General features: G+C 72.2%; 28 protein-coding genes. 21 read left to right on the top strand and 7 right to left on the bottom strand.

The window, feature by feature from the left end; translation table 11 throughout:
- The first annotated feature begins 5 nt into the window (after positions 1 to 5).
- The 13 genes from ACQPYX_RS23055 (at position 6) to ACQPYX_RS22995 (ending at position 10,713) form a co-directional block, all read left to right on the top strand.
- On the top strand, positions 6 to 1,160 hold the full coding sequence (locus ACQPYX_RS23055; RefSeq protein WP_433799602.1) for a glycosyltransferase family 4 protein: 1,155 nt from the start codon (positions 6 to 8) through the stop codon (positions 1,158 to 1,160).
- A gap of 19 nt (positions 1,161 to 1,179) precedes the next feature.
- Positions 1,180 to 1,635 (top strand): hypothetical protein, encoded by a 456-nt coding sequence (locus ACQPYX_RS23050; protein WP_433799601.1) that lies wholly within the window; start codon positions 1,180 to 1,182, stop codon positions 1,633 to 1,635.
- A gap of 101 nt (positions 1,636 to 1,736) precedes the next feature.
- Positions 1,737 to 2,054, top strand: a complete 318-nt coding sequence (locus ACQPYX_RS23045) for a hypothetical protein (protein WP_433799600.1) — start codon at positions 1,737 to 1,739, stop codon at positions 2,052 to 2,054.
- On the top strand, positions 2,051 to 2,872 hold the full coding sequence (gene atpB, locus ACQPYX_RS23040; RefSeq protein WP_433799599.1) for a F0F1 ATP synthase subunit A: 822 nt from the start codon (positions 2,051 to 2,053) through the stop codon (positions 2,870 to 2,872). The genes ACQPYX_RS23045 and atpB overlap by 4 nt, the downstream gene beginning before the upstream one ends.
- A 49-nt stretch (positions 2,873 to 2,921) precedes the next feature.
- Positions 2,922 to 3,131: an ATP synthase F0 subunit C gene (gene atpE / locus ACQPYX_RS23035; RefSeq protein ID WP_018335035.1), complete on the top strand. Its 210-nt coding sequence runs from the start codon at positions 2,922 to 2,924 to the stop codon at positions 3,129 to 3,131.
- A gap of 50 nt (positions 3,132 to 3,181) precedes the next feature.
- On the top strand, positions 3,182 to 3,766 hold the full coding sequence (gene atpF, locus ACQPYX_RS23030) for a F0F1 ATP synthase subunit B (protein ID WP_433799598.1): 585 nt from the start codon (positions 3,182 to 3,184) through the stop codon (positions 3,764 to 3,766).
- Positions 3,763 to 4,617 carry a F0F1 ATP synthase subunit delta gene (locus ACQPYX_RS23025; RefSeq protein WP_433799597.1) on the top strand — a complete coding sequence of 285 codons (855 nt, stop codon included), beginning with the start codon at positions 3,763 to 3,765 and terminating at the stop codon, positions 4,615 to 4,617. Before atpF ends, ACQPYX_RS23025 begins: the two co-directional genes overlap by 4 nt.
- Positions 4,618 to 4,667: 50 nt before the next feature.
- Positions 4,668 to 6,308 carry a F0F1 ATP synthase subunit alpha gene (gene atpA, locus ACQPYX_RS23020; RefSeq protein ID WP_433799596.1) on the top strand — a complete coding sequence of 547 codons (1,641 nt, stop codon included), beginning with the start codon at positions 4,668 to 4,670 and terminating at the stop codon, positions 6,306 to 6,308.
- A gap of 6 nt (positions 6,309 to 6,314) precedes the next feature.
- Positions 6,315 to 7,331, top strand: coding sequence for a F0F1 ATP synthase subunit gamma (locus ACQPYX_RS23015; protein WP_433799595.1), 1,017 nt, complete (start codon positions 6,315 to 6,317; stop codon positions 7,329 to 7,331).
- A 25-nt stretch (positions 7,332 to 7,356) separates the two neighbouring features.
- On the top strand, positions 7,357 to 8,811 hold the full coding sequence (gene atpD / locus ACQPYX_RS23010) for a F0F1 ATP synthase subunit beta (protein ID WP_433799594.1): 1,455 nt from the start codon (positions 7,357 to 7,359) through the stop codon (positions 8,809 to 8,811).
- A gap of 2 nt (positions 8,812 to 8,813) precedes the next feature.
- On the top strand, positions 8,814 to 9,218 hold the full coding sequence (locus ACQPYX_RS23005; protein WP_433799593.1) for a F0F1 ATP synthase subunit epsilon: 405 nt from the start codon (positions 8,814 to 8,816) through the stop codon (positions 9,216 to 9,218).
- A gap of 42 nt (positions 9,219 to 9,260) precedes the next feature.
- Positions 9,261 to 9,725, top strand: coding sequence for a DUF2550 domain-containing protein (locus ACQPYX_RS23000; protein ID WP_433799592.1), 465 nt, complete (start codon positions 9,261 to 9,263; stop codon positions 9,723 to 9,725).
- Positions 9,726 to 9,804: 79 nt separating this feature from the next.
- Positions 9,805 to 10,713 (top strand): hypothetical protein, encoded by a 909-nt coding sequence (locus ACQPYX_RS22995; RefSeq protein ID WP_433799591.1) that lies wholly within the window; start codon positions 9,805 to 9,807, stop codon positions 10,711 to 10,713.
- A 4-nt stretch (positions 10,714 to 10,717) separates the two neighbouring features.
- Here the strand turns inward: ACQPYX_RS22995 and ACQPYX_RS22990 are convergent, their stop codons facing one another.
- Positions 10,718 to 11,317 (bottom strand): cob(I)yrinic acid a,c-diamide adenosyltransferase, encoded by a 600-nt coding sequence (locus tag ACQPYX_RS22990; RefSeq protein ID WP_433799590.1) that lies wholly within the window; start codon positions 11,315 to 11,317, stop codon positions 10,718 to 10,720.
- A gap of 76 nt (positions 11,318 to 11,393) precedes the next feature.
- On the opposite strand from ACQPYX_RS22990, the gene murA reads away from it, so the two are divergent.
- Positions 11,394 to 12,668, top strand: a complete 1,275-nt coding sequence (murA, locus tag ACQPYX_RS22985) for a UDP-N-acetylglucosamine 1-carboxyvinyltransferase (RefSeq protein WP_433799589.1) — start codon at positions 11,394 to 11,396, stop codon at positions 12,666 to 12,668.
- Positions 12,669 to 12,711: 43 nt separating this feature from the next.
- Here murA and ACQPYX_RS22980 read toward each other — a convergent pair whose 3' ends face one another.
- On the bottom strand, positions 12,712 to 13,005 hold the full coding sequence (locus ACQPYX_RS22980) for a hypothetical protein (RefSeq protein WP_433799588.1): 294 nt from the start codon (positions 13,003 to 13,005) through the stop codon (positions 12,712 to 12,714).
- Positions 13,006 to 13,117: 112 nt separating this feature from the next.
- Here ACQPYX_RS22980 and ACQPYX_RS22975 point away from each other — a divergent pair, with 112 nt between their 5' ends.
- Positions 13,118 to 15,187: a protein meaA gene (locus ACQPYX_RS22975; protein ID WP_433799587.1), complete on the top strand. Its 2,070-nt coding sequence runs from the start codon at positions 13,118 to 13,120 to the stop codon at positions 15,185 to 15,187.
- On the opposite strand, the gene ACQPYX_RS22970 is transcribed toward ACQPYX_RS22975, so the two are convergent.
- From ACQPYX_RS22970 to ACQPYX_RS22960, 3 genes are all read right to left on the bottom strand, one after another.
- Positions 15,184 to 15,792, bottom strand: a complete 609-nt coding sequence (locus ACQPYX_RS22970; RefSeq protein WP_433799586.1) for a hypothetical protein — start codon at positions 15,790 to 15,792, stop codon at positions 15,184 to 15,186. The genes ACQPYX_RS22975 and ACQPYX_RS22970 overlap by 4 nt on opposite strands.
- A 257-nt stretch (positions 15,793 to 16,049) precedes the next feature.
- Positions 16,050 to 17,147, bottom strand: a complete 1,098-nt coding sequence (locus ACQPYX_RS22965; protein WP_433799585.1) for a hypothetical protein — start codon at positions 17,145 to 17,147, stop codon at positions 16,050 to 16,052.
- Between the two features lie 109 nt (positions 17,148 to 17,256).
- Positions 17,257 to 17,784, bottom strand: a complete 528-nt coding sequence (locus tag ACQPYX_RS22960; protein WP_433799584.1) for an NUDIX domain-containing protein — start codon at positions 17,782 to 17,784, stop codon at positions 17,257 to 17,259.
- A 42-nt stretch (positions 17,785 to 17,826) separates the two neighbouring features.
- On the opposite strand from ACQPYX_RS22960, the gene nucS reads away from it, so the two are divergent.
- From nucS to ACQPYX_RS22930, 6 genes are all read left to right on the top strand, one after another.
- Complete coding sequence (nucS, locus tag ACQPYX_RS22955; RefSeq protein WP_433799583.1) at positions 17,827 to 18,486, top strand: endonuclease NucS; 660 nt, start codon at positions 17,827 to 17,829, stop codon at positions 18,484 to 18,486.
- Complete coding sequence (locus ACQPYX_RS22950; RefSeq protein WP_433799582.1) at positions 18,486 to 18,962, top strand: HIT family protein; 477 nt, start codon at positions 18,486 to 18,488, stop codon at positions 18,960 to 18,962. The genes nucS and ACQPYX_RS22950 overlap by 1 nt, the downstream gene beginning before the upstream one ends.
- Before the next feature lie 155 nt (positions 18,963 to 19,117).
- On the top strand, positions 19,118 to 20,650 hold the full coding sequence (locus tag ACQPYX_RS22945; protein ID WP_433799581.1) for an aldehyde dehydrogenase family protein: 1,533 nt from the start codon (positions 19,118 to 19,120) through the stop codon (positions 20,648 to 20,650).
- A gap of 112 nt (positions 20,651 to 20,762) precedes the next feature.
- A complete protein-coding gene (locus tag ACQPYX_RS22940; protein WP_433799580.1) occupies positions 20,763 to 22,541 on the top strand; it encodes a 3-hydroxyacyl-CoA dehydrogenase family protein in 1,779 nt (592 codons plus the stop codon).
- A 67-nt stretch (positions 22,542 to 22,608) separates the two neighbouring features.
- Entirely contained in the window at positions 22,609 to 22,869 is a 261-nt protein-coding gene (locus ACQPYX_RS22935; protein WP_433799579.1) for a hypothetical protein, read from the top strand.
- On the top strand, positions 22,862 to 23,299 hold the full coding sequence (locus tag ACQPYX_RS22930; protein WP_433799578.1) for a DoxX family protein: 438 nt from the start codon (positions 22,862 to 22,864) through the stop codon (positions 23,297 to 23,299). The genes ACQPYX_RS22935 and ACQPYX_RS22930 overlap by 8 nt, the downstream gene beginning before the upstream one ends.
- Here the strand turns inward: ACQPYX_RS22930 and ACQPYX_RS22925 are convergent.
- Both ACQPYX_RS22925 and ACQPYX_RS22920 read right to left on the bottom strand, forming a co-directional pair.
- Positions 23,262 to 24,563 carry a hemolysin family protein gene (locus ACQPYX_RS22925; protein ID WP_433799577.1) on the bottom strand — a complete coding sequence of 434 codons (1,302 nt, stop codon included), beginning with the start codon at positions 24,561 to 24,563 and terminating at the stop codon, positions 23,262 to 23,264. The two genes, ACQPYX_RS22930 and ACQPYX_RS22925, sit on opposite strands and share 38 nt — an antisense overlap.
- Positions 24,564 to 24,739: 176 nt before the next feature.
- The gene (locus ACQPYX_RS22920) at positions 24,740 to 25,771 is read right to left on the bottom strand and encodes a DivIVA domain-containing protein (RefSeq protein WP_433799576.1); all 1,032 of its coding nucleotides are present in this window, start codon (positions 25,769 to 25,771) and stop codon (positions 24,740 to 24,742) included.
- Positions 25,772 to 25,897 lie beyond the last annotated feature (126 nt).

Below are 25,897 nucleotides of genomic sequence, written 5' to 3'. Positions count from 1 at the left end.
CGGGCGTGGACCCGTCGCCACCGTTCGCCCCGCAGGGCCTGCCGATCCGGGAGTACCTCCTGGTGGCGCTCTGCGCGGCGGTGGTGACCTTCCTGGTCACCGGCGTCGTGCGGCGGCTCGCGATCCGCGGCGGGGCCATCGCCGTCCCCCGGGGTCGCGACGTCCACACCGTGCCCGTCCCGCGCCTCGGCGGGGTCGCCATGTACATCGGCGTCCTCGCCGGGGTGTTCGTGGCCTCGCAGCTCCCGGTGCTGCGCCGCGCGTTCGACTACTCCTCGGAGACCCGCGCGGTCATCGTCGCCGGCGGGCTGATCTGCCTCGTCGGCGCGCTGGACGACCGGTTCGGCGTCGACGCGCTCACCAAGCTCGCCGGGCAGGCGACGTCGGCCGGGGTCATGGTGCTGCTCGGGGTGCAGTGGTTGATCCTGCCCGTTCCCGACGGCGGGTCGGGCACGTTGCTCATCCTCGGTCCCGACCAGGGCGTCGTCCTGACGGTCTTCCTCACCGTGGTGCTGGTCAACGCGATCAACTTCGTCGACGGGCTGGACGGGCTCGCGGCCGGGATCGGGCTGATCGCCGCGGTCGCGGTGCTCGCCTACTCGCTCGGGCTGCTCGACCAGCGCGACGGCGACGTGACGGCCTACCCGCCGGCCCTGATCGCCGCGGTGCTCGCCGGGGCCTGCGCGGGCTTCCTCCCGCACAACTTCCAGCCCGCGCGCATCTTCATGGGCGACTCCGGGTCGATGCTGATCGGCCTGATGCTCGCCGCGGCGACCACCACCGCGTCCGGCCGGATCACCTACTCCGACTCCGCCCCGCGCAACGCGGTCGCGCTGCTCGCGCCGATCGTCGTCGTCGCGGCCGTGGTCCTGGTGCCGCTGGTCGACCTGCTGCTCGCCGTGGTGCGCCGCACCCGGGCCGGACGCAGCCCGTTCGCGCCGGACAAGATGCACCTGCACCACCGCCTGCTCGAGATCGGGCACTCGCAGCGGCGCGCGGTGCTGCTGATCTACCTGTGGGCCGGGGTGTTCGCCTTCGGCGCCGTCGCCCTCGCCCTCATCACCGACGTCTTCCTCGTGGTCTGGCTGGTCGCCCTCGGGCTGCTCGTGGCCGTGCTCGCCTCGGCGGTGCCGCGCCTGCGCCGGACCGCCCGATCCTGAACCCCGCCTGGAGTCACCGATGAACGAACCCACCGCCGGGCCCGACGCCGAGGAGCGGCTCGCCGCCGCGGTCGGCGCCCAGGTCCACCAGGTCAGCACCGCGATGCTGCGGGGCGGTCTCGTCCCCGCCGCCGTGGTGGCCGTGATCGTGGTGGTGCTGGCGGGCGTGCTGGCCGGCGGCGCGGGCCTGGGCACCGCGGTGTTCGGCGCCGTCGTGGCCCTCGCGGTGTGCGTGCTCGGTCCGCTGGTGATGCGCTGGACCGCGAGCTCCGCCCCGGTCGTCGTCATGGGCATCGCGATGATCAGCCTCGTGACCAAGCTGGCCGTCCTGGCGGTGCTGCTGATCGTCCTCGACCGGCTCGAGCTGGTCGACACCAGGATCTTCGCGCTGGCCCTGGGACCGGTGGCGCTCGTCTTCGTGCTCGGCGAGACGGTCGCCTTCGCCCGCGCGAAGATCCCGACGATCGCCGCGTGACCGGTTCGCGCCGGGCGTCCGGTTGCTCACCCGAACGGGCTGCATGTGACCTCCGACAGTCCGTAGTGGATCGTCGTGATCGCCCTGATACAGTGCGCGCGATGGCGCAGGACAGCCTCCGCGGTGATGCGGGTCGCACCTCCTCGGGTGGCTCCGCACACCCACCGGTGGCCGAGGGTTGGACCGTCCTGTCGCACCTCCTCGCCGGTTTCCTCCTCTTCGGGGGTATCGGGTGGGGCATCGACCTGCTGTTGGGTACACGCTGGGTGCTTCTCGTCGGGCTGCTGCTCGGCGGGGCTGCGTCCTTCGCGCTGATCTACATCCGATACCTTTACGTCCCGCCGGACACCCGTCCGGCCCAATCCCCTCCGCGTTCCGGTGATACGACCGGGCAGCAGGACCGGAAGGAGCCCGGGTGATCTCGTCGTTGCCGACGTGGCTGATGCAGGCCCCTGAGCCGCCGGCCCCCGGCTTCAAGGCCCCGAGCGGCGAGGACTTCAACATCCCCCCGATGTTCGAGGGGGTGCCGGTCCTCGAGTACGTCGACAAGCCCGTCATCCAGCTGATCTTCAGCGTCGTCCTGATCCTGGCCTTCTTCGCGATCGCCACGCGGTCCGCGCAATTGCTGCCGGGCCGCACCCAGTGGCTGGCCGAGAAGTTCCACGTGATGGTCCGGGACTCGATCGCCCGCGACAACATCGGGCCCGAGTTCCGCAAGTTCGTGCCCTACCTGGTGGCGCTCTTCGCGTTCCTCGTGGTGAACAACCTCTTCGGGATCATCCCGCTGATCCAGTTCCCCACGTTCTCCCACCCGGGAATGGCGTACGCGCTGGCGATCCTGACCTGGCTGATCTACAACATCGTCGGCATCCGCAAGCAGGGATTCGGCGGCTACGTCAGGCTCATGACCTGGCCCCCCGGTGTGCCGGGCTGGGTCCGCATCATCCTCACCCCCATCGAGTTCCTGTCGAACATCCTGCTGCGTCCGGTGACCCTCGCGTTCCGGTTGTTCGGCAACATGTTCGCCGGGCACCTCGTGCTGCTGCTGTTCGTCTTCGGCGCCGAGTACATGCTGCTCATCGCCGACTCGGTGCTGCTGAACGTGCTCTCCGTCGGCTCGTTCGCGATGGCCCTGGTCTTCACCGGGTTCGAGGCGTTCATCCAGCTGGTGCAGGCCTACATCTTCACGATCCTCACGGCGTCCTACATCGGCGCCTCCCTGGCCGACGAGCACTAGCTCGCGGCTACACCACCGAACCTCCCGCACATCGCGAAAGGACGCTGGAATGCTCTCCGGAAACCTGAACGTCGTCGGTTACGGTCTCTCGGCCATCGGCCCGGGTATTGGCGTCGGCATCGTCTTCGCCGCCTTCATCAACGGCGTCGCCCGCCAGCCCGAGGCCCGCGGCCAGCTGCAGTCGATCGCCTTCATCGGCTTCGCCCTCTCCGAGGCCCTCGCCATCCTGGGCCTGGTCCTCGCCTTCGCCCTCCAGTGAGCCGACCCCCGCGCACCGCGGGCTGACTCCCTGACAGGCGGAGGAAGCACATGAACGTCATCGAGGTGGTGGCGCAGGAGGCCGGCGAGCCCGGCGCTGCGCTGCCCCACCTGGCCGAGATCGTCGTCGGCTTCATCGCGTTCGCCGTGCTCGTCTTCATCATCGGCAAGTACGTCTGGCCGTCGGTCGTCCGGTCCCACGACCAGGACGTGACCCGGCTGCGTGACGGGATGGAGCGGGCGCAGTCCGAGTACGACGACGCCCAGTCCCAGCTCGAGCGCTCGCGCGCCCGGCTGGCCGAGGTCGACAACGAGGCCGCGCGCATCCGGGACGACGCCCGGGCCGACGCGGAACGCATCAAGTCCGACCTCGCGGACAACGCCTCCGAGGAGGCCGAGCGCATCAAGGCCCAGGGCCGGCAGAGCGTGGACGCCTCGCGGGCGCGCACGGTCTCCGAGCTGCGGTCCGAGGTGGGCGCGGGCTCCGTGGAGCTGGCGCGGCGCATCGTCGCCGCGTCGCTGTCCGACGACACCGCGCGGTCGCGGTCGGTCGACTCGTTCCTCGACAACCTCGAGGCGATGTCCGGCCGCACCACCGGGAGCGCCTCGAACACGGGGAACGGAGTCAGCTCATGACCGCGGCGACGGGCACGGCCGGCGTGATCGCCGACTTCCGTGCCACCAGCCGGGAGTCGCTGCAGGGCGTCCGTCGTCGGTTCGACGAGGTCACGCGGGACGCGTCCTCGGGCGACCTGACGACCACCGGCGAGCAGCTCGACGCCGTGGCCGACCTGCTCGACCGCGAGGCCGTGCTGCGTCGGACCCTGGCCGACTCCTCGACCGCGCCCGAGGCCCGCGAGGGGCTCGCGGGCCGGGTGTTCGACAACCAGGTCTCGCGGCCGGTCGCCGACGTGGTCAAGGCCGCGGCGAAGGCGTCGTGGTCGAAGCCCGCCGACCTGGTGCAGGCGGTCCGCGTGGTCGCCCGCGAGGCGCTCCTCGCGGCCGCCGAGGCCGACGGCCGGCTGGACGCGGTGGAGGACGAGCTCTTCCGTCTCGGCCGCATCATCGGCGGGCAGCCCGACCTCGAGCGGCTGCTCGGCAGCCCCTCCGCGGACGCGCAGGGCAAGCAGAAGGTGCTCGACGACCTGTTGGAGAACAAGGCGGAGCCGATCACCCGCCGGCTCGCCGCGCAGCTCGTCGCCCACCCCCTCACCCACCACGTCTCCACGGGGCTGGAGCGGCTGGCCGAGCTGGCCGCCGACCGGCGCCAGCGGTCCGTCGCCACGGTGCGCTCCGCGGTCGAGCTCTCGGCCGAGCAGCAGGACCGACTGGCCGGCGTCCTCGCCCGCATCTACGGGCGGGACATCACCGTGCACCTCGAGGTCGACCCGCAGCTGCTCGGCGGCCTGGTGATCCAGGTCGGCGACGAGGTCATCGACGGCAGCGCCGCGGGACACCTCGACGACCTGAACCGCCGGCTCGGGTAGCCGGAACCGAACCCCTTTACTTTCTAGGACATCAAGCGAGAGCGGGAACCATGGCCGAGTTGACCATCTCCTCCGACGAGGTCCGCAGTGCGATCGAGGACTACGTGTCCTCCTACTCCGCGGACGCCTCCCGTCAGGAGGTCGGCATCGTCACCTCGACGGGTGACGGCATCGCGTACGTCGAGGGCCTGCCCTCGACGATGACCAACGAGCTGCTCGAGTTCCCCGGGGGCGTGCTGGGCCTGGCCCAGAACCTCGAGGAGCGCGAGATCGGCGTCGTGATCCTGGGCGAGTACGAGACGATCGAGGAGGGGCAGCAGGTCACGCGGACCGGCCGCGTCCTCTCGGTCCCGGTCGGCGACGGCTTCCTCGGCCGCGTCGTGAACCCCCTCGGCCAGCCCCTCGACGGCCTCGGTGACATCGAGTCCGAGGAGAACCGGGTCATGGAGCTGCAGGCCGCCACGGTCGTGCAGCGCAAGGAGGTCAAGCAGCCGCTGCAGACCGGCATCAAGGCGATCGACGCCATGACGCCGATCGGCCGCGGCCAGCGCCAGCTGATCATCGGCGACCGCAAGACCGGCAAGACCGCGGTCTGCACCGACACGATCATCAACCAGCGCGAGGCCTGGGAGACCGGCGACCCGCAGCAGCAGGTCCGCTGCGTCTACGTCGCGATCGGTCAGAAGGGCACCACGATCGCCGGTGTGCGGCAGGCCCTCGAGGAGGCCGGCGCGCTGGAGTACACGACGATCGTCGCCGCCCCGGCGTCCGACCCGGCGGGCTTCAAGTACATCGCCCCCTACGCCGGCTCGGCGATCGCCCAGCACTGGATGTACCAGGGCAAGCACTGCCTGATCATCTTCGACGACCTGTCGAAGCAGGCCGAGGCCTACCGCGCCATCTCGCTGCTGCTGCGCCGTCCGCCGGGCCGCGAGGCCTACCCGGGCGACGTCTTCTACCTCCACTCGCGCCTGCTCGAGCGTTGCGCGAAGCTCTCCGACGACCTCGGGGGCGGCTCGCTGACCGGCCTGCCGATCGTGGAGACCAAGGGCAACGACATCGCGGCCTACATCCCCACGAACGTCATCTCGATCACCGACGGCCAGTGCTTCCTCGAGTCCGACCTGTTCAACCAGGGCCAGCGGCCCGCGCTGAACGTCGGTAACTCGGTGTCGCGCGTCGGTGGTTCCGCGCAGATCAAGGCCATGCGCTCGGTCGCCGGCCGCCTGCGCGTGGAGCTGGCGCAGTACCGCGAGCTCGAGTCGTTCGCGGCCTTCGGCTCGGACCTCGACGCCACCTCGCAGGCCCAGCTCGACCGTGGTGCCCGCCTCATGGAGCTGCTCAAGCAGGGCCAGGGCGAGCCGTACCCGGTCGAGGAGGAGGTCGTGGGCATCTTCCTCGGCACCCGCGGTCACCTCGACTCGGTGCCCGTCGAGGACGTCGCCCGCTTCGAGCAGGAGTTCCTCGAGCACGTGCGCCGCGACGGCGGGGTGCTCGCGGAGATCCGTGACACCGGCCAGCTCTCGGACGAGAACGAGGACCGCCTGAACAAGGCCGTGTCCGAGTTCAAGAACCAGTTCGAGACCAAGGACGGCGACAACCCGACCGACGACGGCGGCTCGGGCGAGCTCGCGGGCTCGCACGACGAGGCCGGCGAGTCGTCGGAGACGTCCTCCGACTCGGAGAGCTAGGGCAGCATGGCAGCCAATCTCCGCGTCCTGAGACGACGCATCCGGTCGACCAAGAACATCGCCCAGATCACGAAGGCGATGGAGATGGTCGCGGCGTCGCGCATCTCGAAGGCGCAGGCCCGGGTCGAGGCGTCGCGGCCCTACGCCGACGAGTTCACGCACGTGCTGCAGACGGCCGCGAAGGCCGGCGCGAGCGACCACCCGCTGCTGACGCCCCGCGAGGAGCCCAAGCGGGCGGCGATCGTCGTCGTCACCAGCGACCGGGGACTCTGCGGCGGCTACAACGCGAACGTGCTGCGCGAGACCGAGCGACTCATCCGCCGGCTCTCCGAGGACGGCAAGGAGTCGACGCTCTACGTCATCGGCGGCAAGGGCACGGCGTACTTCCGGTTCCGCAACCGCGAGATGTCGGGGCAGTTCACCGGCTTCTCCGAGGTGCCGGACTACGCCAACGCCGCCAACGCCGCCGACCACCTCACCGCCGCGTTCCTCGCCGGGGGCGAGAACGACGTGTCGGTCGACTGGGACGACGAAGAGCACGGCGACTCCGGCACCGACCGCAAGGTCATGTTCCGGGCTCCGCAGGAGGCCGAGGGCAAGCCGGGCGTCGACGAGATCCACGTCGTCTTCACCCAGTTCCGCTCGATGCTGACCCAGACGGCGATCGCACTGCAGGTCGCGCCGCTGGACCTGGAGTCCGAGGACGAGGAGTCGCAGGACTCCGGCTCGTCGTCGAGCGACTCCGACGGCTCGGACCGCGAGGCGGAGTACGCCTTCGAGCCCGAGCCCGAGGTCCTGTTCGACAGCCTGCTGCCGAAGTACATCCGGGCCCGGGTGTTCGCCGCGATGCTCGACGCGGCGGCCTCCGAGTCCGCGGCACGGCAGCGGGCGATGAAGGCCGCGACCGACAACGCGAACGACCTGGTCGACAACCTGGTCCGCGAGTCGAACCAGGCCCGGCAGGCCCAGATCACGCAGGAAATCAGCGAGATCGTCGGTGGCTCCGACGCGCTCGCCCAGTGAGCGAGCAGATCCCACGGGAGTGACCATGACCCAGTCCACCGCTCCGGCCGACACCGGCCGCGACGAGCAGAAGTCCGGGGCCACCGGCCGGATCACCCGCATCCTGGGCCCCGTCGTCGACGTGGAGTTCCCGCGCGGCGAGGTGCCGGACCTGTTCAACGCCCTCAAGCTCCCGGTGGAGCTGAACGGCGAGCAGAAGACCCTCACCCTGGAGGTCGCCCAGCACCTGGGCGACAACCAGGTCCGCACCATCTCCATGCAGCCCACCGACGGCGTCGTCCGCGGCTCCGAGGTGCACGACACCACCAAGCCGATCTCGGTACCGGTCGGTGACGTGGTCAAGGGCCACCTGTTCAACGCCCTCGGCGACTGCATGGACCAGCCCGGCTACGCCGAGGACGCCGAGCACTGGGGCATCCACCGGCCGCCGCCCCCCTTCGAGCAGCTCGAGGGCAAGACCTCGGTGCTCTGGACGGGCCTCAAGGTCGTCGACCTGCTGACCCCCTACGTCGAGGGCGGCAAGATCGGCCTGTTCGGCGGCGCGGGCGTCGGCAAGACGGTGCTCATCCAGGAGATGATCCAGCGCATCGCCCGGAACTTCGGTGGCACCTCGGTGTTCGCCGGCGTCGGTGAGCGCACCCGTGAGGGCAACGACCTCTGGGTCGAGCTCGACGAGGCGAACGTCCTCAAGGACACCGCCCTCGTCTTCGGGCAGATGGACGAGCCGCCGGGCACCCGCATGCGCGTCGCCCTGTCGGCCCTCACGATGGCGGAGTACTTCCGCGACGTGCAGGAGCAGGACGTGCTGCTGTTCATCGACAACATCTTCCGGTTCACCCAGGCCGGCCAGGAGGTCTCGACGCTGCTGGGCCGCATGCCCTCGGCGGTGGGCTACCAGCCGACCCTGGCGGACGAGATGGGTGAGCTCCAGGAGCGCATCACCTCGACCCGTGGCCGCTCGATCACCTCGATGCAGGCGATCTACGTCCCCGCCGACGACTACACCGACCCGGCGCCGGCCACGACGTTCGCCCACCTCGACGCGACCACGGAGCTCTCCCGTGGCGTGTTCGCCAAGGGCATCTTCCCGGCCGTGGACCCGCTGACGTCGACCTCGACGATCCTCGACGCGCAGTACATCGGCGAGGAGCACTACCGCGTGGCCCGCGAGGTCATCCGCATCCTGCAGCGGTACAACGACCTCCAGGACATCATCGCCATCCTCGGCATCGACGAGCTCTCCGAGGAGGACCGGCTCACCGTCGGTCGCGCCCGTCGCATCGAGCGGTTCCTCGGCCAGAACATGTACGCCGCGGAGCAGTTCACCGGCGAGCCCGGCTCGACCGTCGACGTCAAGGACACCGTCGAGGCCTTCGACAAGATCGCGAAGGGCGAGTACGACAACGCCCCGGAGCAGGCCTTCCAGATGTGCGGTGGCCTCGACGACGTCGAGGCGAACATCAAGAAGTACTCGGAGTAGTCGTGGCCGAGATGCAGGTCGACGTCGTCGGCGTGGAGAAGAAGATCTGGTCCGGCGAGGCCTCCTTCGTCTCCGCCCGCACGGTCGAGGGGTCGATCGGGATCCTGCCCGGCCACGAGCCGCTCATCGCGCAGCTGCGCGAGGCGGGCGTGGTCCGGGTCGACCCGACCGACGGCGAGTCCTTCCACGTGGCCGCCTTCGGGGGCTTCCTGTCGGTGACCGCGGAGTCGGTCACCGTGCTCGCGGAGCTCGCGGAACTGGCGTCGGAGATCGACGTGGCCCAGGCCAAGGACGATCTCCGGGAGGCCGAGCACTACATCGGCGAGTCCGACGACCAGGAGTGGCGCGTGGCGCGCGACCGGGCCCGCGCCCGACTCCAGGCCGCCGGCGAGTCGGTGGAGCACTAGGAGCGCGCAGAGGGTGCAGGACCGCACGCAGGACGATCGCGCATGACGACCACCGGGATGACGGTCGAGATCGTGCTGGTCGTCGTGGCGGCGGTCCTGCTCCTCGTCGCGCTCGTCGCGCTGCGCCGCCTCCAGTCGCTGCGCCGCGGCGGGGTGGACGTGGCCCTGCGCCGGGCCCTGCCGGTCGACGCGGTGACCGCGGCCGACGACCAGCGCGGCTGGCACTCCGGGATCGCGCGCTACCGCGGGGACCAGTTCCGCTGGTACCGGGTCAGCGGGCTGCGGTCCGGCCCGAACGTCGTGCTCGACCGGTTCGACGTCGAGATCGTCGACCGTCGCGCCCCGCGCCCCACCGAACTGCACGCCCCCGGGGCCACCGTGCTGCGCTGCCGGACCGCGGAGGGCACCTTCGAGCTCGCGATGGGCGCCGACGTCGTCACCGGGTTCTCCTCGTGGCTCGAGGCCACGCCACCCGGACGGTCCACCGGCTACCGCCAGGCGAGCTGAACGGCTGATTCCCGTCGACGGTGCGTGACGGGCGTCACCCACTCGGCCATACTCTCCTCCCTGGGGGCGAGGGGGCCACATGGACGCACTGCGCGTGCTCTGGGGGACACCGCACGACGAGGCGGTGGACCTGACCGAGCTGGCGGTCGTCGACCACGCCGAGGAGCTGGGGCGCCGACACGTCTCGTCGCTGCCCGAGGCCGGGTCCCGGGTCCGGGCGAGCGACGGCGGACGCTTCGTCCTCACCCGCGACCGGCACGACGACGCCGACGACCCCGAGGTGGTCGCCGCGGTGCGGCTCGACGTGGTCGACACCCGCGACGACGGCCGGCGCACCCGGACCCGCGTCCGGTCCTGGCGCGGCCCGGCCACCCGTGCCGAAGGAGCCGGGTCGTGGGTCCTGGTCGACGTCGAGGTCCTCGTGGCCCGGACGGGGGAGCCGGCCGGGCCGGCGGTGCCGCCGTTCGTGCCGTGGCTGCTCGCCCGGGTGGCGGGCAGTCACCGCGAGGTCCCGCTGCCGGTGGGCGTCCTGCGCCGGCGCGGGGTGGAGAACGCTCCCCGGGTGCGTGAGCTGGTCGATCGGGACCGCCCCGTCGTCGTCGTGGGCGGCCTGTCCGACGACGCCCCGGCGGGGGTCGTCCGCCGCGTCGAGTCCGCGGCGCACCGGACCGCCCGGGTCGTCGCCGGGCTGGCGCCGGTGCTGCTCGTCGACGCCGGGGCCGCGTGCGCCCTCGGATGCCCCCTGCCCCCGGGCGGGATGCAGGTGTGGCGGGGCGACGGACGGGTCGTGACCCTCGCGCCGGACGAGGTCGCCCGGGCGACGGCGGCGGCGCGGACCGCCCTGCGCCTCCTGGGCCCGGAGTCGGTCGCGGTCCCGACGCCGCCGAGCCTGGAGGCGGCGCTCGACCGCCTCGGCCCGCAGGTGCCCGACGAGCTCGTCGAGAAGATGGCCGAGGTGCCGCGGGACCGCTACCCCTTCGACCCCTGAGCCGTCAGCTCTCCCCGTCGCTGCGCTCGCCCGCTTCCGGCCCGCCGGGCACCCAGAGGACGTCGCCGCCCAGGTTCGCGACGCGGCCGAGGATGAACAGCAGGTCGGACAGGCGGTTGAGGTAGCGCGCCGGGAGCGGGCTGGTGTGCTCCGGATCGGCCTCGAGCACCGCCCACGTGCTCCGCTCGGCGCGCCGGCACACCACCCGGGCGACGTGCAGGTAGGCCGCTCCCGGGGTGCCGCCGGGCAGGATGAACGAGTCGAGCTTCGCGAGGTCCTCGTTGAACGCGTCGCACCAGCCCTCGAGGCGCTCCACCTGGGCCTCGGTGACCCGCAGCGGCGGGTACTCGGGGTTCTCGGTGACCGGGGTGGCGAGGTCGGCGCCCACGTCGAACAGGTCGTTCTGGATCTGGCGCAGCGGCCCGACGAGCTGCTCGGGAAGGTCCCCGACGGCGAGCGCGACGCCGATCGCGGCGTTCGCCTCCTCGGAGTCGGCGTACGCGCCGAGTCGCGGGTGCGTCTTGGGGACGCGGGAGAAGTCCGACAGGCCCGTGGTCCCGTCGTCCCCGGTGCGCGTGTAGATGCGGGTCAGGTGCACGGCCATGCCGCGGAGTCTAGGTGGCCGCGCGGCCCCCGCCCGGCCGTCGTGGGTCCGGGCGCGGCCGGTAGCGTCGCCGGACGTGAACGAGCACTTCGTCGTGCGACCGGCCACCTCCCTCTCGGGGACGGTGGACGTCGTCGGCGCCAAGAACAGCGTGCTCAAGCTGATGGCCGCGGCGCTGCTCGCCGAGGGCCGGACGACGATCACGAACTGTCCGCAGATCCTCGACGTCCCGCTCATGGGCGACGTGCTGCGCAGCCTCGGGTGCGAGGTCGCGATCGACGGCGACGTGGTCGTCATCGACGTGCCCGCCCAGCTGAACCCGGAGGCCGACTACCGGTCGGTGTCGCGGCTGCGGGCCTCGGTGTGCGTGCTCGGCCCGCTCGTCGGCCGGTGCCGGCGCGCCGTGGTGCCGCTGCCCGGGGGCGACGCGATCGGCTCCCGGCCGCTGGACATGCACCAGGCGGGGCTGCGGCTGCTCGGCGCCCGCTCCGAGATCTCGCACGGCTGCGTCGTCGCCGAGGCCGGCGGCGAGACCCTGCGCGGGGCGCAGATCTGGCTCGACTTCCCGTCGGTGGGAGCGACCGAGAACATCCTCATGGCCGCCGTGTTCGCCGAGGGCACCACGGTGATCGACAACGCCGCGCGCGAGCCGGAGATCGTCGACCTGGTGCGGATGCTGCAGGAGATGGGCGCGAAGATCTCCGGCGGCGGCACCTCCACGCTGACCGTGCAGGGCGGCGCCGAGCTGACGCCCACCACCCACCGGGTGATCGGCGACCGCATCGTCGGCGCCACCTGGGCGTTCGCGGCCGTCATGACCGGCGGCGACGTGACCGTGCGCGGCGTCGACCCGCACCACCTCGACCTCGTGCTCGACAAGCTGAGCCAGGCCGGGGCGACCACGGAGCTGGTACCGGAGGGCTTCCGGGTCACCGGCAACGGCCGGCCGCGCTCCGTGGACTGGGTGACGCTGCCCTACCCGGGCTTCGCGACCGACCTGCAGCCCATGGCCATCGCGGTGTCCGCGGTGTCCGAGGGCACGTCGATGATCACCGAGAACATCTTCGAGGGCCGGTTCCGGTTCGTCGAGGAGATGGTGCGGCTGGGGGCGGACGCGCGGACCGACGGGCACCACGCCGTCGTGCGCGGCGTCGAGCGGCTCTCCAGTGCCCCGGTGTGGGCCTCGGACATCCGGGCCGGCGCCGGCCTCGTGCTCGCCGGACTCGTGGCGGACGGCGAGACCGAGGTCTGGGACGTCGCGCACATCGACCGCGGCTACCCGCTGTTCGTCGAGAACCTACGGGCCCTGGGCGGCGACGTGGAGCGGGTGAACGCGCCACCTGTGCGCTGACGCGCATGTGAGCACTTTCCGTGGCCCGAGCCACGGAAAGTGCTCACATGCGCAGCACCACCCGGGCGTCGTCGGCGTCGCCCGGGAACACCAGCAGGTCCCAGCCCTCGGAGCCGTGCGCGATCGTCGCGCGGACCTTCTCCCGGGCGAGACGCGCCGCCAGGACCTCGGCGGCCTCGCGGGTCGGGACCGTCGCGACGGTCTCGAGCAGCCCGACGTCGCCACCCTCGCTGGGCAGCGCGCCCTTCGGGCCGGAGCCGAAGGTGTAGCGCAGGAAGCCCGCCAGCAGGATGACGACGGCGATCGCCGTCAGGATCTCGCCGATGGAGCCGACCATGTGATTCCTCCCGGGCCCATCGTGACCGATCCTGTGAAAAGCAGCATGTGCAGCGCCGACGCGACCCGCCGGTAACCTCCGTGGGTCGGAGTCCCTGCTCGGAGGTTCACCCATGCCGTACCCGACCGACGACTCGCGTGACCGTCCGTGGGTCATGCGGACCTACGCCGGGCACTCGTCCGCGAAGGCCTCGAACGAGCTGTACCGACGGAACCTGTCCAAGGGACAGACGGGTCTGTCGGTCGCGTTCGACCTGCCGACGCAGACCGGGTACGACCCCGACGACGAGCTCGCCCGCGGTGAGGTGGGCAAGGTCGGCGTCCCGGTGTCGCACCTCGGCGACATGCGGGCGCTCTTCGACGAGATCCCGCTGCACGAGGCGAACACCTCGATGACGATCAACGCGACGGCGATGTGGCTGCTCGCGCTCTACGTCTCGGTGGCCGACGAGCAGGCGGTCGCGGACGGGCGGGACCCGGAGGCCGAGCGCGCGAAGCTCGCCGGCACCACGCAGAACGACATCGTCAAGGAGTACCTCTCGCGCGGGACCTACGCGTTCCCGCCCGCGCCGAGCGTCCGGCTGATCACCGACATGATCGCGTGGACGGTGTCGAACGTCCCGAAGTGGAACCCGATCAACATCTGCAGCTACCACCTGCAGGAGGCGGGGGCGACGCCGACGCAGGAGGTCGCCTACACGATCTCCACGGCGATCGCGGTGCTCGACGCGGTCCGCGACTCGGGGCAGGTGCCCGAGGCCGACTTCGGCAAGGTCGTCGGCCGCATCTCGTTCTTCGTCAACGCCGGCCTGCACGTGATCGAGGAGATCTGCAAGCTCCGCGCGTTCGCGCAGCTCTGGGACGAGCTCTGCCGGGAGCGCTACGGCGTCACCGACGAGAAGATGCGCCGCTTCCGCTACGGCGTGCAGGTCAACTCGCTGGGCCTCACCGAGGCGCAGCCCGAGAACAACGTGCAGCGCATCGTGCTGGAGATGCTCGCCGTGACGTTGTCGAAGGACGCCCGCGCCCGCGCCGTGCAGCTGCCGGCGTGGAACGAGGCGCTCGGCCTGCCGCGGCCCTGGGACCAGCAGTGGGCGCTGCGCATGCAGCAGGTGCTCGCCTACGAGACCGACCTGCTCGACTACGACGACATCTTCGCGGGCTCCCACGTCATCGAGACGAAGACGGCGTCGATCATCGAGGGGGCGCGCGCCGAGATCGCGAAGGTCGCCGAGATGGGCGGGGCGGTGGCCGCGGTCGACTCGGGCTACATGAAGTCCCAGCTGGTCAGCTCGCTCGCGGCGCGGCGGATGCGGCTGGAGTCGGGCGAGGACACGGTCGTCGGGGTCAACAAGTTCACCTCCACCGAGCCCAGCCCGCTGCAGGCCGAGGGCGCCGACGCGATCTTCGTGGTGGACAAGGAGGTCGAGGAGCAGGCCCGCGAGGCCGTCGCCGCGTGGCGCGCCGACCGCGACCCCGACGCCGTCCAGGCCGCCCTCGAGCAGCTCACGACCGCCGCCGGCGGCACCGAGAACCTCATGGACGCCACGCTGGCGTGCGCGAAGGTCGGCGTGACGACGGGGGAGTGGGCCGGGGCGCTGCGCTCGGTCTACGGCTCCTACCGGGCCCCGACCGGGGTGACCGCGGCCTCGTCGTCGGGATCGACCGCGCCCGGCTCCGAGGCCGCCGACGGCGAGCCGACCGAGCTCGAGCAGGTCCGCGAGCGGGTGCGGCGGACGGCGGCGGACCTGGGCGTCTCGGCGCTGCGCATGCTCGTCGGCAAGCCGGGTCTGGACGGGCACTCGAACGGCGCCGAGCAGATCGCGGTCCGGGCGCGTGACGCCGGGTTCGAGGTCATCTACCAGGGCATCCGCCTCACCCCGGCCGAGATCGTGGCGGCGGCGGTGCAGGAGGGCGTGCACGTCGTCGGGCTGTCGATCCTCTCCGGCTCGCACCTCGAGGTGATCCCGGCGGTGCTCGACGGGCTCGCCCGGGCGGACGCCGCCGACATCCCGGTGGTGGCCGGCGGCATCATCCCGCCCAAGGACGCCGAGCAGCTCCAGCGTCTCGGGGTGCACCGCGTGGTGACCCCGAAGACGTACTCGCTGACCGGGATCATGGGCGAGTTCGTCGACGTGATCCGCGAGGTGCACGGCCTGGACCGGGAGACGGCGCAGGCCTAACCCGCCATGCGGAAGGTGTCCCGGGCCGTCGTCAGGAAGGCCGCGTCGCGCGCCGGGTCGTCGGTCGAGGCCGTGAGCAGGCAGGCTCGGCCCGGACCGGCGAGCCCGGACACCTGCTGCACGGTGAGGGTACGGCCGCCCGAGACGGTCCGGTAGGTCCCCGACACCCGGGGCCCGGCCGGGCCGGTGGCGGGGAGCACCGTGAATTCGGGCGTGCCCTGCGGCGTCCCCGTGCTCACGAGCGCCTGTTGCGCCTCGGCGGCGAGCTGCGCGAGGTCCTGCGCCTGCACGGTGGTGCAGTAGCCGCCGGCGGTCGGCGAGTAGCCCTGCCGACGGTCGATCGCGAGGACGCCGACCCCGCGCCGCAGCGCCTCGCCGAGGGCCGGGACGGCCGTGGCCTCCGGTGCGGTGGGGGCGACGTCGGCGAACCGGGCCGGCACCTCCACGGTGAACAACCCGCGGGCCGGCGTGAGCACGCGGGTGTCGGTGGGGTCAGGGGTCGCGGCTGCTCCGGGGGACGGGGCCGGAGCGGGGGCGGGGGCCGCCGTCGAGGAGCAGCCCGCGGCGGCGAGGGCGACGGCGAGGACGACCAGCAGGCGGCGCATGCCCGTGATCGTGACCGGCGCCCCGTCGTCGTGGTGGCCGTTTCGGAGAACTCGTTCCCGATGAAGGGTTCGGGCGTCGCTCCCCGCACGAGAGTACCCTCAGCGGGCCGGCCGGGCGGTCCGGAGCCCGCTGAGGGTCCTCTGGCCGTCCGGCCCGGGTCGGTGGGCGTCCGATGGGTGTCAGTGGGGGTCGAGCGCGTCGAGGTGTCACTCATCGGCCCGAGTGGGGTGGGCCGAGCCCGATGGGTGACGTCTCGCTACTCGTCGTCGTCCTTGTTCTCGCCGCGGCGCTTGAGGAACGAGAACCCGGGGATGCCGTCGATGGCGTTGCGCAGGTCCTTCGTGACCTCGAGCAGCTCGTTGAGGTCCGGACCCACGCGGTCGAGGGTCTCGAGGATCGGCAGGATGTCGGTGGACATGTGGTGCGCGAGGGCCGGGAGCTCGTCGACGAGCCGGATGGCGGCGTCGATCTCCTCCGGGGCCAGGTCGTCGACGAAGCGCTGCGACAGCGGCGCGGCCTTCTCGAGCATCGGGCGGTAGAGGTCGAGCAGCTCCTGGGCGCTGCGGCTGGTGGTCCCGGCCGAGCTCATCACCTCGTCCGCGCCACGGGTGATCTCGCGCGCGGAGTCGACGACCTCGTTGGCGCCGGTGGTGATGCGGCGCGCGTCGTCGACGACGGACGAGGCGCCGGAGGTGATGTCGCGCGCGGAGGTGACGACCTCGTTGGCGCCGCTCGTGATCGACCGGGCGTCGTCGACGACCGACGAGGCGCCGGAGGTGATCTCGCGGGCTGAGGTGACGACCTCGTTGGCGCCGGTGGTGATGGTGCGGGCCTGGTCGACGACCTCGTTGGCCCCGGTGGTGATGCGGCGCGCGTCGTCGACGACCGACGAGGCGCCGGTGGTGATGTCGCGGGCGGAGGTGACGACCTCGTTGGCGCCGGAGGTGATCTCCCGGGCGGAGCCGACCACCTCGTTGGCGCCGGCGGTGATGGTGCGGGCCTGGTCGACGACCTCGTTGGCCCCGGTGGTGATCTCCCGGGCGGAGCCGACGACCTCGTTGGCGCCGGTGGTGATCTCCCGGGCGGAGCCGACGACCTCGTTCGCCCCCGACGTGATCGTCCGCGCGTCGCCGATGACGCCCTCGATCTCGTCGACGATGCCCTCGGCCCGGTCGAGCAGCCCGTCGACGCGGGTGGCGATCGTGTCCAGCCGGCCCACGAGGCGCGTCACCTCGGTGAGCAGCGACCCCACCTGCTCCGGCAGCCGGGCGCCCACGGCGGCGACCTCCGCGGTGAAGGAGAGCGCCTCGGACGGGGTGGGCACGGCCAGCGGACCGAGACGCACGAGCGGCATGACCTCAGTGTTCCCCGTTCGATCAGGGACCAGCGGTACCGATCTAGGCGCGTGTCGACGCTGCCGGATTCCCTGGCACTGGGTGCAAGCAGTGACGCATTGCTTGCACTCAGCGCCCGGACAGCAGCAGCAACGCGTACGCCGCGATCGACTGCGCGTCGGTGATCTCGCCCGCCCGCACCATGTCCTCGAACTCCCGCCGGTCGAACCACGCGGCGCGCATGTCGGCCTCGGTGTCCTCGCGGTCGGGGTCGCCGGGCACCAGGTCGGTCGCGAGGAAGGCCCGACCGCGCTGCGAGGACAGGCCGGGCGCGACGTCGAGCAGGCCCAGCGGGTGCCAGGAGCGCGCCGTCAGACCGGTCTCCTCGCGCAGCTCGCGGGCGGCGAGCTCGGCCGGGTCCATCGTCGCGCGGTCGGGGGCGGTGCCCTGCGGGAACTCCCAGCGGCGCAGCCCGATGGGGTACCGGAACTGCTCGACCAGCATCATCGCGTCGCCGTCGAGCGCGATCACCAGCGCGTAGTGCGGCTTGTCGACGACGCCGTAGATGCCCGGGCCGCCGTCCGGCCGGACGAAGGTGTCCTCCCGGATCGTCATCCAGGGGTTGGCATAGACCTCGCGCGAACTGGTGGTCTCCACACCCCGCGATGATCCACGACGCGCGTCTGGAACCCTCGCAGCGTGCGTCTCGTCATCGCCCGCTGCACGGTCGACTACGCGGGTCGGCTCACCGCGCACCTGCCCAGCGCGACCCGGCTCCTGCTCGTCAAGGCCGACGGTTCGGTCAGCGTCCACGCCGACGACCGGGCCTACAAGCCGCTGAACTGGATGAGCCCACCGTGCTGGCTCACCGAGGAACCCGGCCAGTGGGTCGTCCGGAACAAGGCCGACGAGACGCTGACGATCACCCTCGAGGAGATCCAGCACGACTCGACCCACGAGCTCGGCGTCGACCCGGGCCTCGTCAAGGACGGCGTCGAGGCGCACCTGCAGGAGCTGCTGGCCGAGCACGTCCACACTCTCGGCGACGGCTGGACCCTCGTCCGCCGGGAGTACCCGACCGCGATCGGCCCGGTGGACCTGCTCTGCCGCGATCACGACGGCGGGTCGGTGGCGGTGGAGATCAAGCGACGCGGCGAGATCGACGGCGTCGAACAGCTGACCCGCTACCTCGAGCTGCTCAACCGCGATCCGCTCCTCGCGCCCGTCGCGGGCATCTTCGCCGCGCAGCAGATCAAGCCGCAGGCCCGCGTGCTCGCGACCGACCGCGGCATCCGCTGCGTGACCCTCGACTACGACGCCCTGCGCGGCATCGAGTCCGACGAGTTCCGGCTGTTCTAGTGCGGCTGCCGCCGATCCGCCGCACCCCGAAGCGGCAGATCCTGCCTGCCGAGGTGGGCGGGGAGTGCGTCTTCTGCGCGATCGTCGCCGGGCGGGCGGAGAGCAGCACCGTTCACGACGACGCGGCGGGGCCGGTCGCGTTCCTCGACCTGCAGCCCGCGGTGCCGGGCCACGCGCTCGTCGTCCCGCGGCGCCACGTCGTCGACCTGGCAGGCCTCACCCCCGACGAGGGCGCTGCGATGTGGGAGCTCGGCCGCCGGGTGGCCGCCGCCACCCGGGCCGCCGGGCTCGCCGACGGGGTGAACCTGTTCCTGGCCGACGGCGTCACGGCGGGCCAGGAGGTCTGGCACGTCCACCTGCACGTCCTGCCGCGCACGACCGGCAGCGTGCTGCGCCTCGACGCCGCCCGGCCCGCGGAGCGGGCCGACCTGGACGCCACGGCGGCCCGACTCCGCGCGGCCTTCGACGGACCATGATCCGGACGCGCGGAGCGATGTGCTCGCTCAGCGAGCGGATCGCTCCGCAGAACGGGATCTTCGGCGACGGTGCCGGGCGCCGGCCGGCCCGCTGGAGCCGCTCGACTCCGTGACGCACTCGCCGAACGGGTGTACCCACCGGTAACGTCCGGAGGATGACGAGCACGGCAGCGCGGCCCTCGAACGACACCGGACCAGCGTCGACCTCGGGGAAGACCTTCGACTCCCTCGACCCGCGGGACGGGACCGTCATCGCGACCCACCCCGTCCACGGGCCCGACGAGGTGCGCGCCGTCGTCGACCGCGCCCGCCGCGCGGCGCAGTGGTGGGCCGACCTCGGCTTCGACGGTCGGCGCGATCGTCTCGGCGCCTGGCGCAAGCTGCTGATCGAGCGCACCGACGAGCTCGCCGAGCTGGTCAGCCGCGAGACCGGGAAGCCGCTCGACGACGCCCGGCTCGAGGTCGTCCTCGTCATCGACCACCTGCACTGGGCGGGCAAGCACGCCAAGGCGGCGCTGGGCCGCAAGCGCTTCGAGGCCGGCGCGCTGATGGTGAACCACCGGGCGACCATCGAGTACCGCCCGCTCGGCGTCATCGGCGTGCTCGGCCCGTGGAACTACCCGGTGTTCACGCCGATGGGCTCGATCGGCTACGCGCTCGCGGCCGGCAACGCCGTGGTGTTCAAGCCGAGCGAGCTGACCCCCACCGTCGGGAAGTGGCTCGTCGACTCGTTCGCCGAGGTCCTGCACCGCACGGACGGCTACGGCGAGGGCCTGTTCTCCCTGGTCACCGGAGAGGGCGAGACGGGCGCGGCGCTGTGTCGGGCCGGCGTCGACAAGGTGGCGTTCACCGGGTCGACCGCGACGGCCAAGAAGGTCATGGCGACCTGCGCGGAGACCCTCACCCCGATCCTCGTCGAGTGCGGCGGCAAGGACGCGCTGCTCGTCGACCACGACGCCGACCTCGACGACGCCGCGGCCGCCGCGGTGTGGGGCGCGATGTCGAACGCGGGCCAGACCTGCATCGGCGTGGAGCGCGTCTACGTCGTCGACGCGGTCGCCGAGGAGTTCCTCGACAAGGTCGCCCAGCGCGCGGCGAAGCTGCACCCGGGCGGCGAGGCACGGTCGGTGTACGGGCCGATCACGATGCCGAGCCAGCTCGGGGTCATCTCCGACCAGATCGACGACGCGCTGTCGAAGGGCGGCCGCGCCGTCCTCGGCGGCCGGGAGTCGGTGCGCGCTCCCTACGTCGACCCCGTGGTGCTCGCGGACGTCCCGGAGGACTCGATCGCGGTCACCGAGGAGACCTTCGGGCCGACCGTCGTCGTCAACCGCGTGCGGGACATCGACGAGGCCGTCGAGCGGGCCAACGCGTCGAAGTACGGCCTCGGCGGCTCGGTGTTCGCGAAGAAGCGTGGTTACGAGATCGCCCGGAAGCTGCGGGTCGGCATGGTGTCGGTGAACGGCGTCATCGCCTTCGCCGCGATGCCGTCGCTGCCGTTCGGCGGGGTGGGCGACTCAGGCTTCGGGCGCATCCACGGCCGCGACGGGCTCCGCGAGTTCACGCGCGCGCTGGCGGTCTCCGAGCGCCGCTTCAAGAGCATCAACGTGATGACGTTCGACCGGCCGGGCTGGGTGGTCAAGCTGCTGTCCGTGCTCGCGGGCGTCATCTACCGACGGAACCGGTAAAGCGCGCGGAGGGGTGCGTCACGTGCCGGGTCGGAGGGTGGGGCCCGGGCCGCTGACGTGCCACGATCGCGGAAATCGCAGGACGCAGCAGTAGGCGACGAAGGGACGAGTAGTGGCGCGCGAGTTCGCCCGGGTGGGTGTGGTCGGTCTCGGCACGATGGGTGCCGGCATCGTCGAGGTGTTCGCACGGGCGGGCATCGAGGTGGTCGCCGTCGAGGTCAGCGAGGCCGCTGCCGCCCACGGCCGGGACAACATCGAGTCCTCCACCGCGCGTGCCGTCTCCCGCGGGAAGCTCGCCGAGGACGACCGGACCGCCCTGCTCGAGCGGGTGACCGTCTCGACGGACATGGCGGACCTCGCCGACGTCGCGCTCGTCGTCGAGGCCGTGCCCGAGCGTCTCGAGCTCAAGAGCGAGGTGTTCGCGGCGCTGGACAAGGTGTGCGCGCCGGACACCGTCTTCGCGTCGAACACCTCGTCGCTCTCGATCACCGAGCTGTCGGTGCGCACCCAGCGCCCGAGCAAGGTCGTCGGGATGCACTTCTTCAACCCGGCACCGGTGCAGCCGCTGGTGGAGCTGGTGCGGACCGTCGTCACCGAGCCCGAGGTCGTCGACGACGTCCGCGCGCTGGCCGAGCGGCTCGGCAAGTCGCCCGTGGTCTGCGGTGACCGCGCCGGCTTCATCGCCAACCAGCTGCTGTTCACGTACCTCAACCAGGCCGTGGGCATGTTCGAGTCGCACTACGCGGGCCGCGAGGACCTCGACGCGGCGATGAAGTTCGGCTGCGGCTACCCGATGGGCCCGCTGGCCCTGATGGACCTCATCGGCCTCGACACCGCCTACGAGATCCTCGAGGAGATGTACCGGCAGTCGCGCAACCAGCGCCACGCGCCGGCGCCGATCCTCAAGCAGATGATCACGGCGGGTCTGCTGGGCCGGAAGACCGGCCGCGGCTTCTACACCTACGCCGAGCCGGGCTCGGGCACCGTCGTCCCGGACTCGCTCACCCCGGCGCCGCCCGGGGCCGACGACGCGACGCTGCGCCCGATCTCCCGGGTCGGCGTGGTCGGCACCGGCACGATGGCCACCGGCATCGCCGAGGTCTTCGCGAAGGCCGGCTACGACGTCGTCGTGCGCGGTCGGTCGGAGTCCAAGGGCGAGGGCGCCGTGGCCGCGGTGCGCAAGTCGCTGGAGAAGGCCGTCGTCAAGGGCAAGATGACCGAGGAGGCGCGCGACGAGACGCTCGGGCGCATCAGCACCACGGTCGACTTCTCCGGCCTCGCCGAGTGCGACATCGTCGTCGAGGCGATCGCCGAAGACCTCGAGGTCAAGCAGGCGGCGTTCTCCGCGCTCGACGAGGTCTGCAAGCCCGGGACGATCCTCGCGACGACCACCTCGTCGCTGCCGGTCGTCGAGTGCGCCGCCGCGACCTCGCGTCCCGACGACGTCATCGGCATGCACTTCTTCAACCCGGCCGCCGTGATGAAGCTGGTGGAGATCGTCTCGCCGATCACCACCGCGCCGGACGTGACGGCGACCGTGCGGGACCTCTGCGCGAGGATCAAGAAGGCGCCGGTGCTCTGCGGGGACCGCGCGGGCTTCATCGTCAACGCGCTGCTCTTCCCGTACCTGAACGACTCGGTGGCGATGCTCGAGGCGCACTACGCGACCGTCGACGACATCGACTCGGCCATGAAGAACGGCTGTGGCCTGCCGATGGGGCCGTTCGCGCTGCTCGACGTCGTGGGCCTGGACGTCTCGCTCGCGATCGAGCGCTCGCTCTACCAGGAGTTCCGCGTGCCCGGGTTCGCCCCGGCGCCGCTGCTGGAGCACCTGGTGACGGCGGGCCGGCTCGGCCGCAAGACCGGACACGGGTTCCGGGACTACCGGTGACCTTCGGTCCTGTGAGTACTCATCCGTGCCCCAGCACGGATTAGTACTCACAAGGCGCAGCCACCTCATGGCACGACGCAACCGACGCGCAGCGGGCGGCGAACCCCGCCCGCTGTTCGGCGGCGCCCTCTCGAACGTCGAGCGCGGCGGGCGGCGCTGGGCCGTCCGGCGGATCGCCGGCTCCGGCGCCACGAAGGTCTACCGCTGCCCCGGCTGCAACCAGGAGATCTTCCCGGGCACGGCCCACGTCGTGACCTGGCCCGTCGACGAGCTCGGGGGCGGCGACGAGCGCCGGCACTGGCACACGGGATGCTGGAACCGTGGGTGAACCCCGGCTCCGCCTCGTCGGCCGGGTCCTGCTGGGCCTCTTCCTGACGGCGGCCGGTGTCACCCACCTCGGTCCGCTGCGGACCGAGTTCCGCGGTCAGGTGCCGTCCTGGTTCCCGGTCGACGCGGACCTCGTCGTGCTGGTGTCCGGCGTCGTCGAGATCGCGCTCGGGCTCGCGCTGCTGGCGCTGCGATCCCGACGACGGGTGGTGGGGGTCGTCGTCGCGCTCTTCTTCGTCGCGATCTTCCCCGGCAACCTGTGGCAGTACCTCGACGGCGTGCCCGCGTTCGGGCTCGACGACGACCGGGCCCGGCTCACCCGGCTGTTCTTCCAGCCGCTGCTGGTCGGGTGGGCGCTGTGGGCGACCGGCGTGTGGCCGCGGGTCCGCCAGCTCAGTCCTCGGCCTCCCGCGCCCGGGCGAGCGGGCTGACGCGCACGCGCGCGACCCGGTACCCGTCGACCGCGGCCACCGTGAAGCGGTGGTCGAGGTCCTCGACGGTGTCGCCCACCGCGGGGCTGCGGCCCAGCTCCTGCAGGACGTAGCCGCCGAGCGTGTCGAACTGGCCCTCCGGCAGCTCGATCCCGGTCTGCTCGCTGACGTCGTTGCGGTTCAGCAGACCGTCCACCTCGTAGGTCCCGTCCCCGCCGGACCGGGTCGGGACGGCCTTCGGGTCGTACTCGTCGCGGATCTCGCCGACGATCTCCTCGACGAGGTCCTCCACGGTGACGATGCCGTCGGTGCCGCCGTACTCGTCGATGACCAGCGCCAGGTGGTTGCCGCCGCGGCGCATGAGCGACAGCGTGTCGAGCACCGGTCGGGTCCCGGGCACCACCACGAGGTCGCGCGCGACGTCGCGCAGGCGTCGCGGGACCCCGTCGGCCCGGCGGCTGGCCGTCAGGATGTCGCGGATGTGCACGAAGCCGACGATGTCGTCGACCGAGTCGCCGACGACCGGGTAGCGCGAGTGCGGCTGGTCGGCGACCCGCAGGACGGCCTCCTCGACGGTCAGCCCGGCGTCGAGGAAGCTGACCTCGGTGCGGGGGATCATCACCTCGCTGACCACGCGGTCGGTCGCGGCGAAGGCGTCGCTGAGCAGGCGCCGCTCCTCGTCGGTCAGCGTGCTGGTGGTGCGCACCATGTCCCGCAGCTCCTCCTCGCTGACCTCGTCGTCGGCCTGGCGGGGGTCGACGCCGAGCAGCCGGACGACGGCGTTCGTCGACACCGAGAGCAGCCAGATCAGCGGACGTGTCAGCGCCGCGAGGCGGTCGAGCACCGGGGCGGTCGTCAGGGACACCGCCTCCGGGTTCTGCAGGGCCAGGCGCTTGGGCACCAGCTCCCCGGCGACCAGGGAGAGGTACGAGACGAACGCGGTGACGAGGATCAGCGCGACCGTCGCCGCGAGGGCCACCGGGAGGCCGAGGCCGGTCAGGCCGGGCTCGAGCCGGCCCGCGAGCGTCGCGCCGCCGTAGCTGGAGGCGAAGAACCCGGTGAACGTGACCCCGATCTGCACCGCGGACAGGAAGCGGTTGGAGTCACCTCGCAGCCGGGCCACCGCACGGCCCCGCGTCCCCTCCTCGGCCAGCGCGGCGACCCGGCCCGAGCGCAGCGACACCAGCGCGATCTCGGCGGCCGCGAAGAAACCGCCGACGAGCACGAACAGCAGGACCAGGCCGATCTCGAGCGCGACGTCCACACCGGTGATCCTCCCAGGTGGCACCGACATCGCCGCCGGAAGCGGACGGACCGGACATCAGGGGAGCCCGACGACCTGCCCGACGGTGTGGCGTTCCTGCCACTGGACGCCAGCAACGACGCTTCGCTGTCGCGGGGTGACAGCGAAGCGCCGTTGCTGCCAGGAGGGGGGTGCCCCTACGTCGACGTGGTCTCGTAGTCCCGGCGCGGTGTGTGGTGGTCGGCGGGGACCGTCGGGGTCGGCACCGGGGCGGTCGCGTCGTCCGGCGTCTCGTCGGGGAACGCGTCGAGGCTGGGCAGGTCGGCGAGCGACTCACGCAGCGTCGCCAGCTGGTTGGTCACGCGGGCGCGCAGCCGACGGATCTCGGCGACCTCGCCGTCCGCGTCGCGCAGGCGGCGGCGGGCCTCCTCCGAGGCGTCGCGCAGCTGCTTCTCGGCGCGCGACCGGGCGTCCGCCTCGCTGCGGGCGAGGACCCGCATCGACTCGGTGCGCCGCGAGGCCATCGCGATCTCGAAGTCCTCCTCGACCTGCGCGCGGCGGGCGCGGGACTCCTCGTCGAGCCGACGGCGCTCGTTCTCGGCCTCGGTGCGGATGCGGGCGGCGTCGGCGCGGGCGGCGTCCATCAGCCCACGGTGCTCGTCCTCCATCTCGGCGCGACGACGCTCGTTGTCCGCGAGCCCCGCGTCGTAGCGGGTGCGCGTCTCGGCCGCGGCGGCCTCGGCGGCGTCGTGCGTCTCCTGCGCCTGCCGACGGGCCTCCTCGCTGGTGTTCCGCGCGTAGTCGTCGGCGTCGGTGATCGTCCGGGTGGCCTGGTCCTCGGCCTCGGCGATCGTGCGGCGGGCACGCTCGTCGGCCTCCTCCCGGGTGCGCCGGGCGGCCTGCTCCGCCGAGGAGCGCATCTCGCGGGCCTCGTCCTGGGCCAGGCGGAGCATGCGCTGCAGCCGCTCGGAGAGGCCCTCCATCGAGTCCGGCGGCGCGGCCAGGCGGTCGATCTGGGCGCGGAGCTCCTCGACGTGCGCCCGCGTGCGGTCGAGCGCCCGGGCGAGCTCCGAGGCCTGCGCCACCGCGGCGTCCCGGTCGGCGGTGAGGATGCGCAGGTCGGCCTCGACCCGGTCGAGGTGTTCCTCCACCTGGCCCCGGTCGTACCCCCGACGTACGACGTCGAAGCCGGTGCCCAGAGGCAGCAGGTCACGGTCTCCCGACGGCATCTGCCCAGGTTACTAGGGCCCTTCGCGACACGGCCACGGTCGGGTGACGGACACGCCGCTCCCGCCCGGATCGGTACCGGTCACACGGTCGGGTGAGTCCGGTCACCTGCACCGGGCCGTCGTCGG

Origin of the sequence: Actinomycetospora sp. CA-084318 (assembly GCF_050955885.1) — a bacterium.
GTDB lineage: Bacteria > Actinomycetota > Actinomycetes > Mycobacteriales > Pseudonocardiaceae > Actinomycetospora.
Note: the sequence above shows the minus strand (reverse complement) of the source record. Positions and strands in the feature narration are given on the sequence as shown.

Coding starts and splice junctions, on each gene's coding strand:
- ACQPYX_RS23050 (WP_433799601.1), top strand. CDS start 1,180: ATGAACGAACCCACCGCCGGGCCCGACGCCGAGGAGCGGCTCGCCGCC.
- ACQPYX_RS23045 (WP_433799600.1), top strand. CDS start 1,737: ATGGCGCAGGACAGCCTCCGCGGTGATGCGGGTCGCACCTCCTCGGGT.
- atpE (WP_018335035.1), top strand. CDS start 2,922: ATGCTCTCCGGAAACCTGAACGTCGTCGGTTACGGTCTCTCGGCCATC.
- atpF (WP_433799598.1), top strand. CDS start 3,182: ATGAACGTCATCGAGGTGGTGGCGCAGGAGGCCGGCGAGCCCGGCGCT.
- ACQPYX_RS23025 (WP_433799597.1), top strand. CDS start 3,763: ATGACCGCGGCGACGGGCACGGCCGGCGTGATCGCCGACTTCCGTGCC.
- atpA (WP_433799596.1), top strand. CDS start 4,668: ATGGCCGAGTTGACCATCTCCTCCGACGAGGTCCGCAGTGCGATCGAG.
- ACQPYX_RS23015 (WP_433799595.1), top strand. CDS start 6,315: ATGGCAGCCAATCTCCGCGTCCTGAGACGACGCATCCGGTCGACCAAG.
- atpD (WP_433799594.1), top strand. CDS start 7,357: ATGACCCAGTCCACCGCTCCGGCCGACACCGGCCGCGACGAGCAGAAG.
- ACQPYX_RS23000 (WP_433799592.1), top strand. CDS start 9,261: ATGACGACCACCGGGATGACGGTCGAGATCGTGCTGGTCGTCGTGGCG.
- ACQPYX_RS22995 (WP_433799591.1), top strand. CDS start 9,805: ATGGACGCACTGCGCGTGCTCTGGGGGACACCGCACGACGAGGCGGTG.
- ACQPYX_RS22990 (WP_433799590.1), bottom strand. CDS start 11,317: ATGGCCGTGCACCTGACCCGCATCTACACGCGCACCGGGGACGACGGG.
- ACQPYX_RS22980 (WP_433799588.1), bottom strand. CDS start 13,005: ATGGTCGGCTCCATCGGCGAGATCCTGACGGCGATCGCCGTCGTCATC.
- ACQPYX_RS22975 (WP_433799587.1), top strand. CDS start 13,118: ATGCCGTACCCGACCGACGACTCGCGTGACCGTCCGTGGGTCATGCGG.
- ACQPYX_RS22970 (WP_433799586.1), bottom strand. CDS start 15,792: ATGCGCCGCCTGCTGGTCGTCCTCGCCGTCGCCCTCGCCGCCGCGGGC.
- ACQPYX_RS22965 (WP_433799585.1), bottom strand. CDS start 17,147: ATGCCGCTCGTGCGTCTCGGTCCGCTGGCCGTGCCCACCCCGTCCGAG.
- ACQPYX_RS22945 (WP_433799581.1), top strand. CDS start 19,118: ATGACGAGCACGGCAGCGCGGCCCTCGAACGACACCGGACCAGCGTCG.
- ACQPYX_RS22935 (WP_433799579.1), top strand. CDS start 22,609: ATGGCACGACGCAACCGACGCGCAGCGGGCGGCGAACCCCGCCCGCTG.
- ACQPYX_RS22920 (WP_433799576.1), bottom strand. CDS start 25,771: ATGCCGTCGGGAGACCGTGACCTGCTGCCTCTGGGCACCGGCTTCGAC.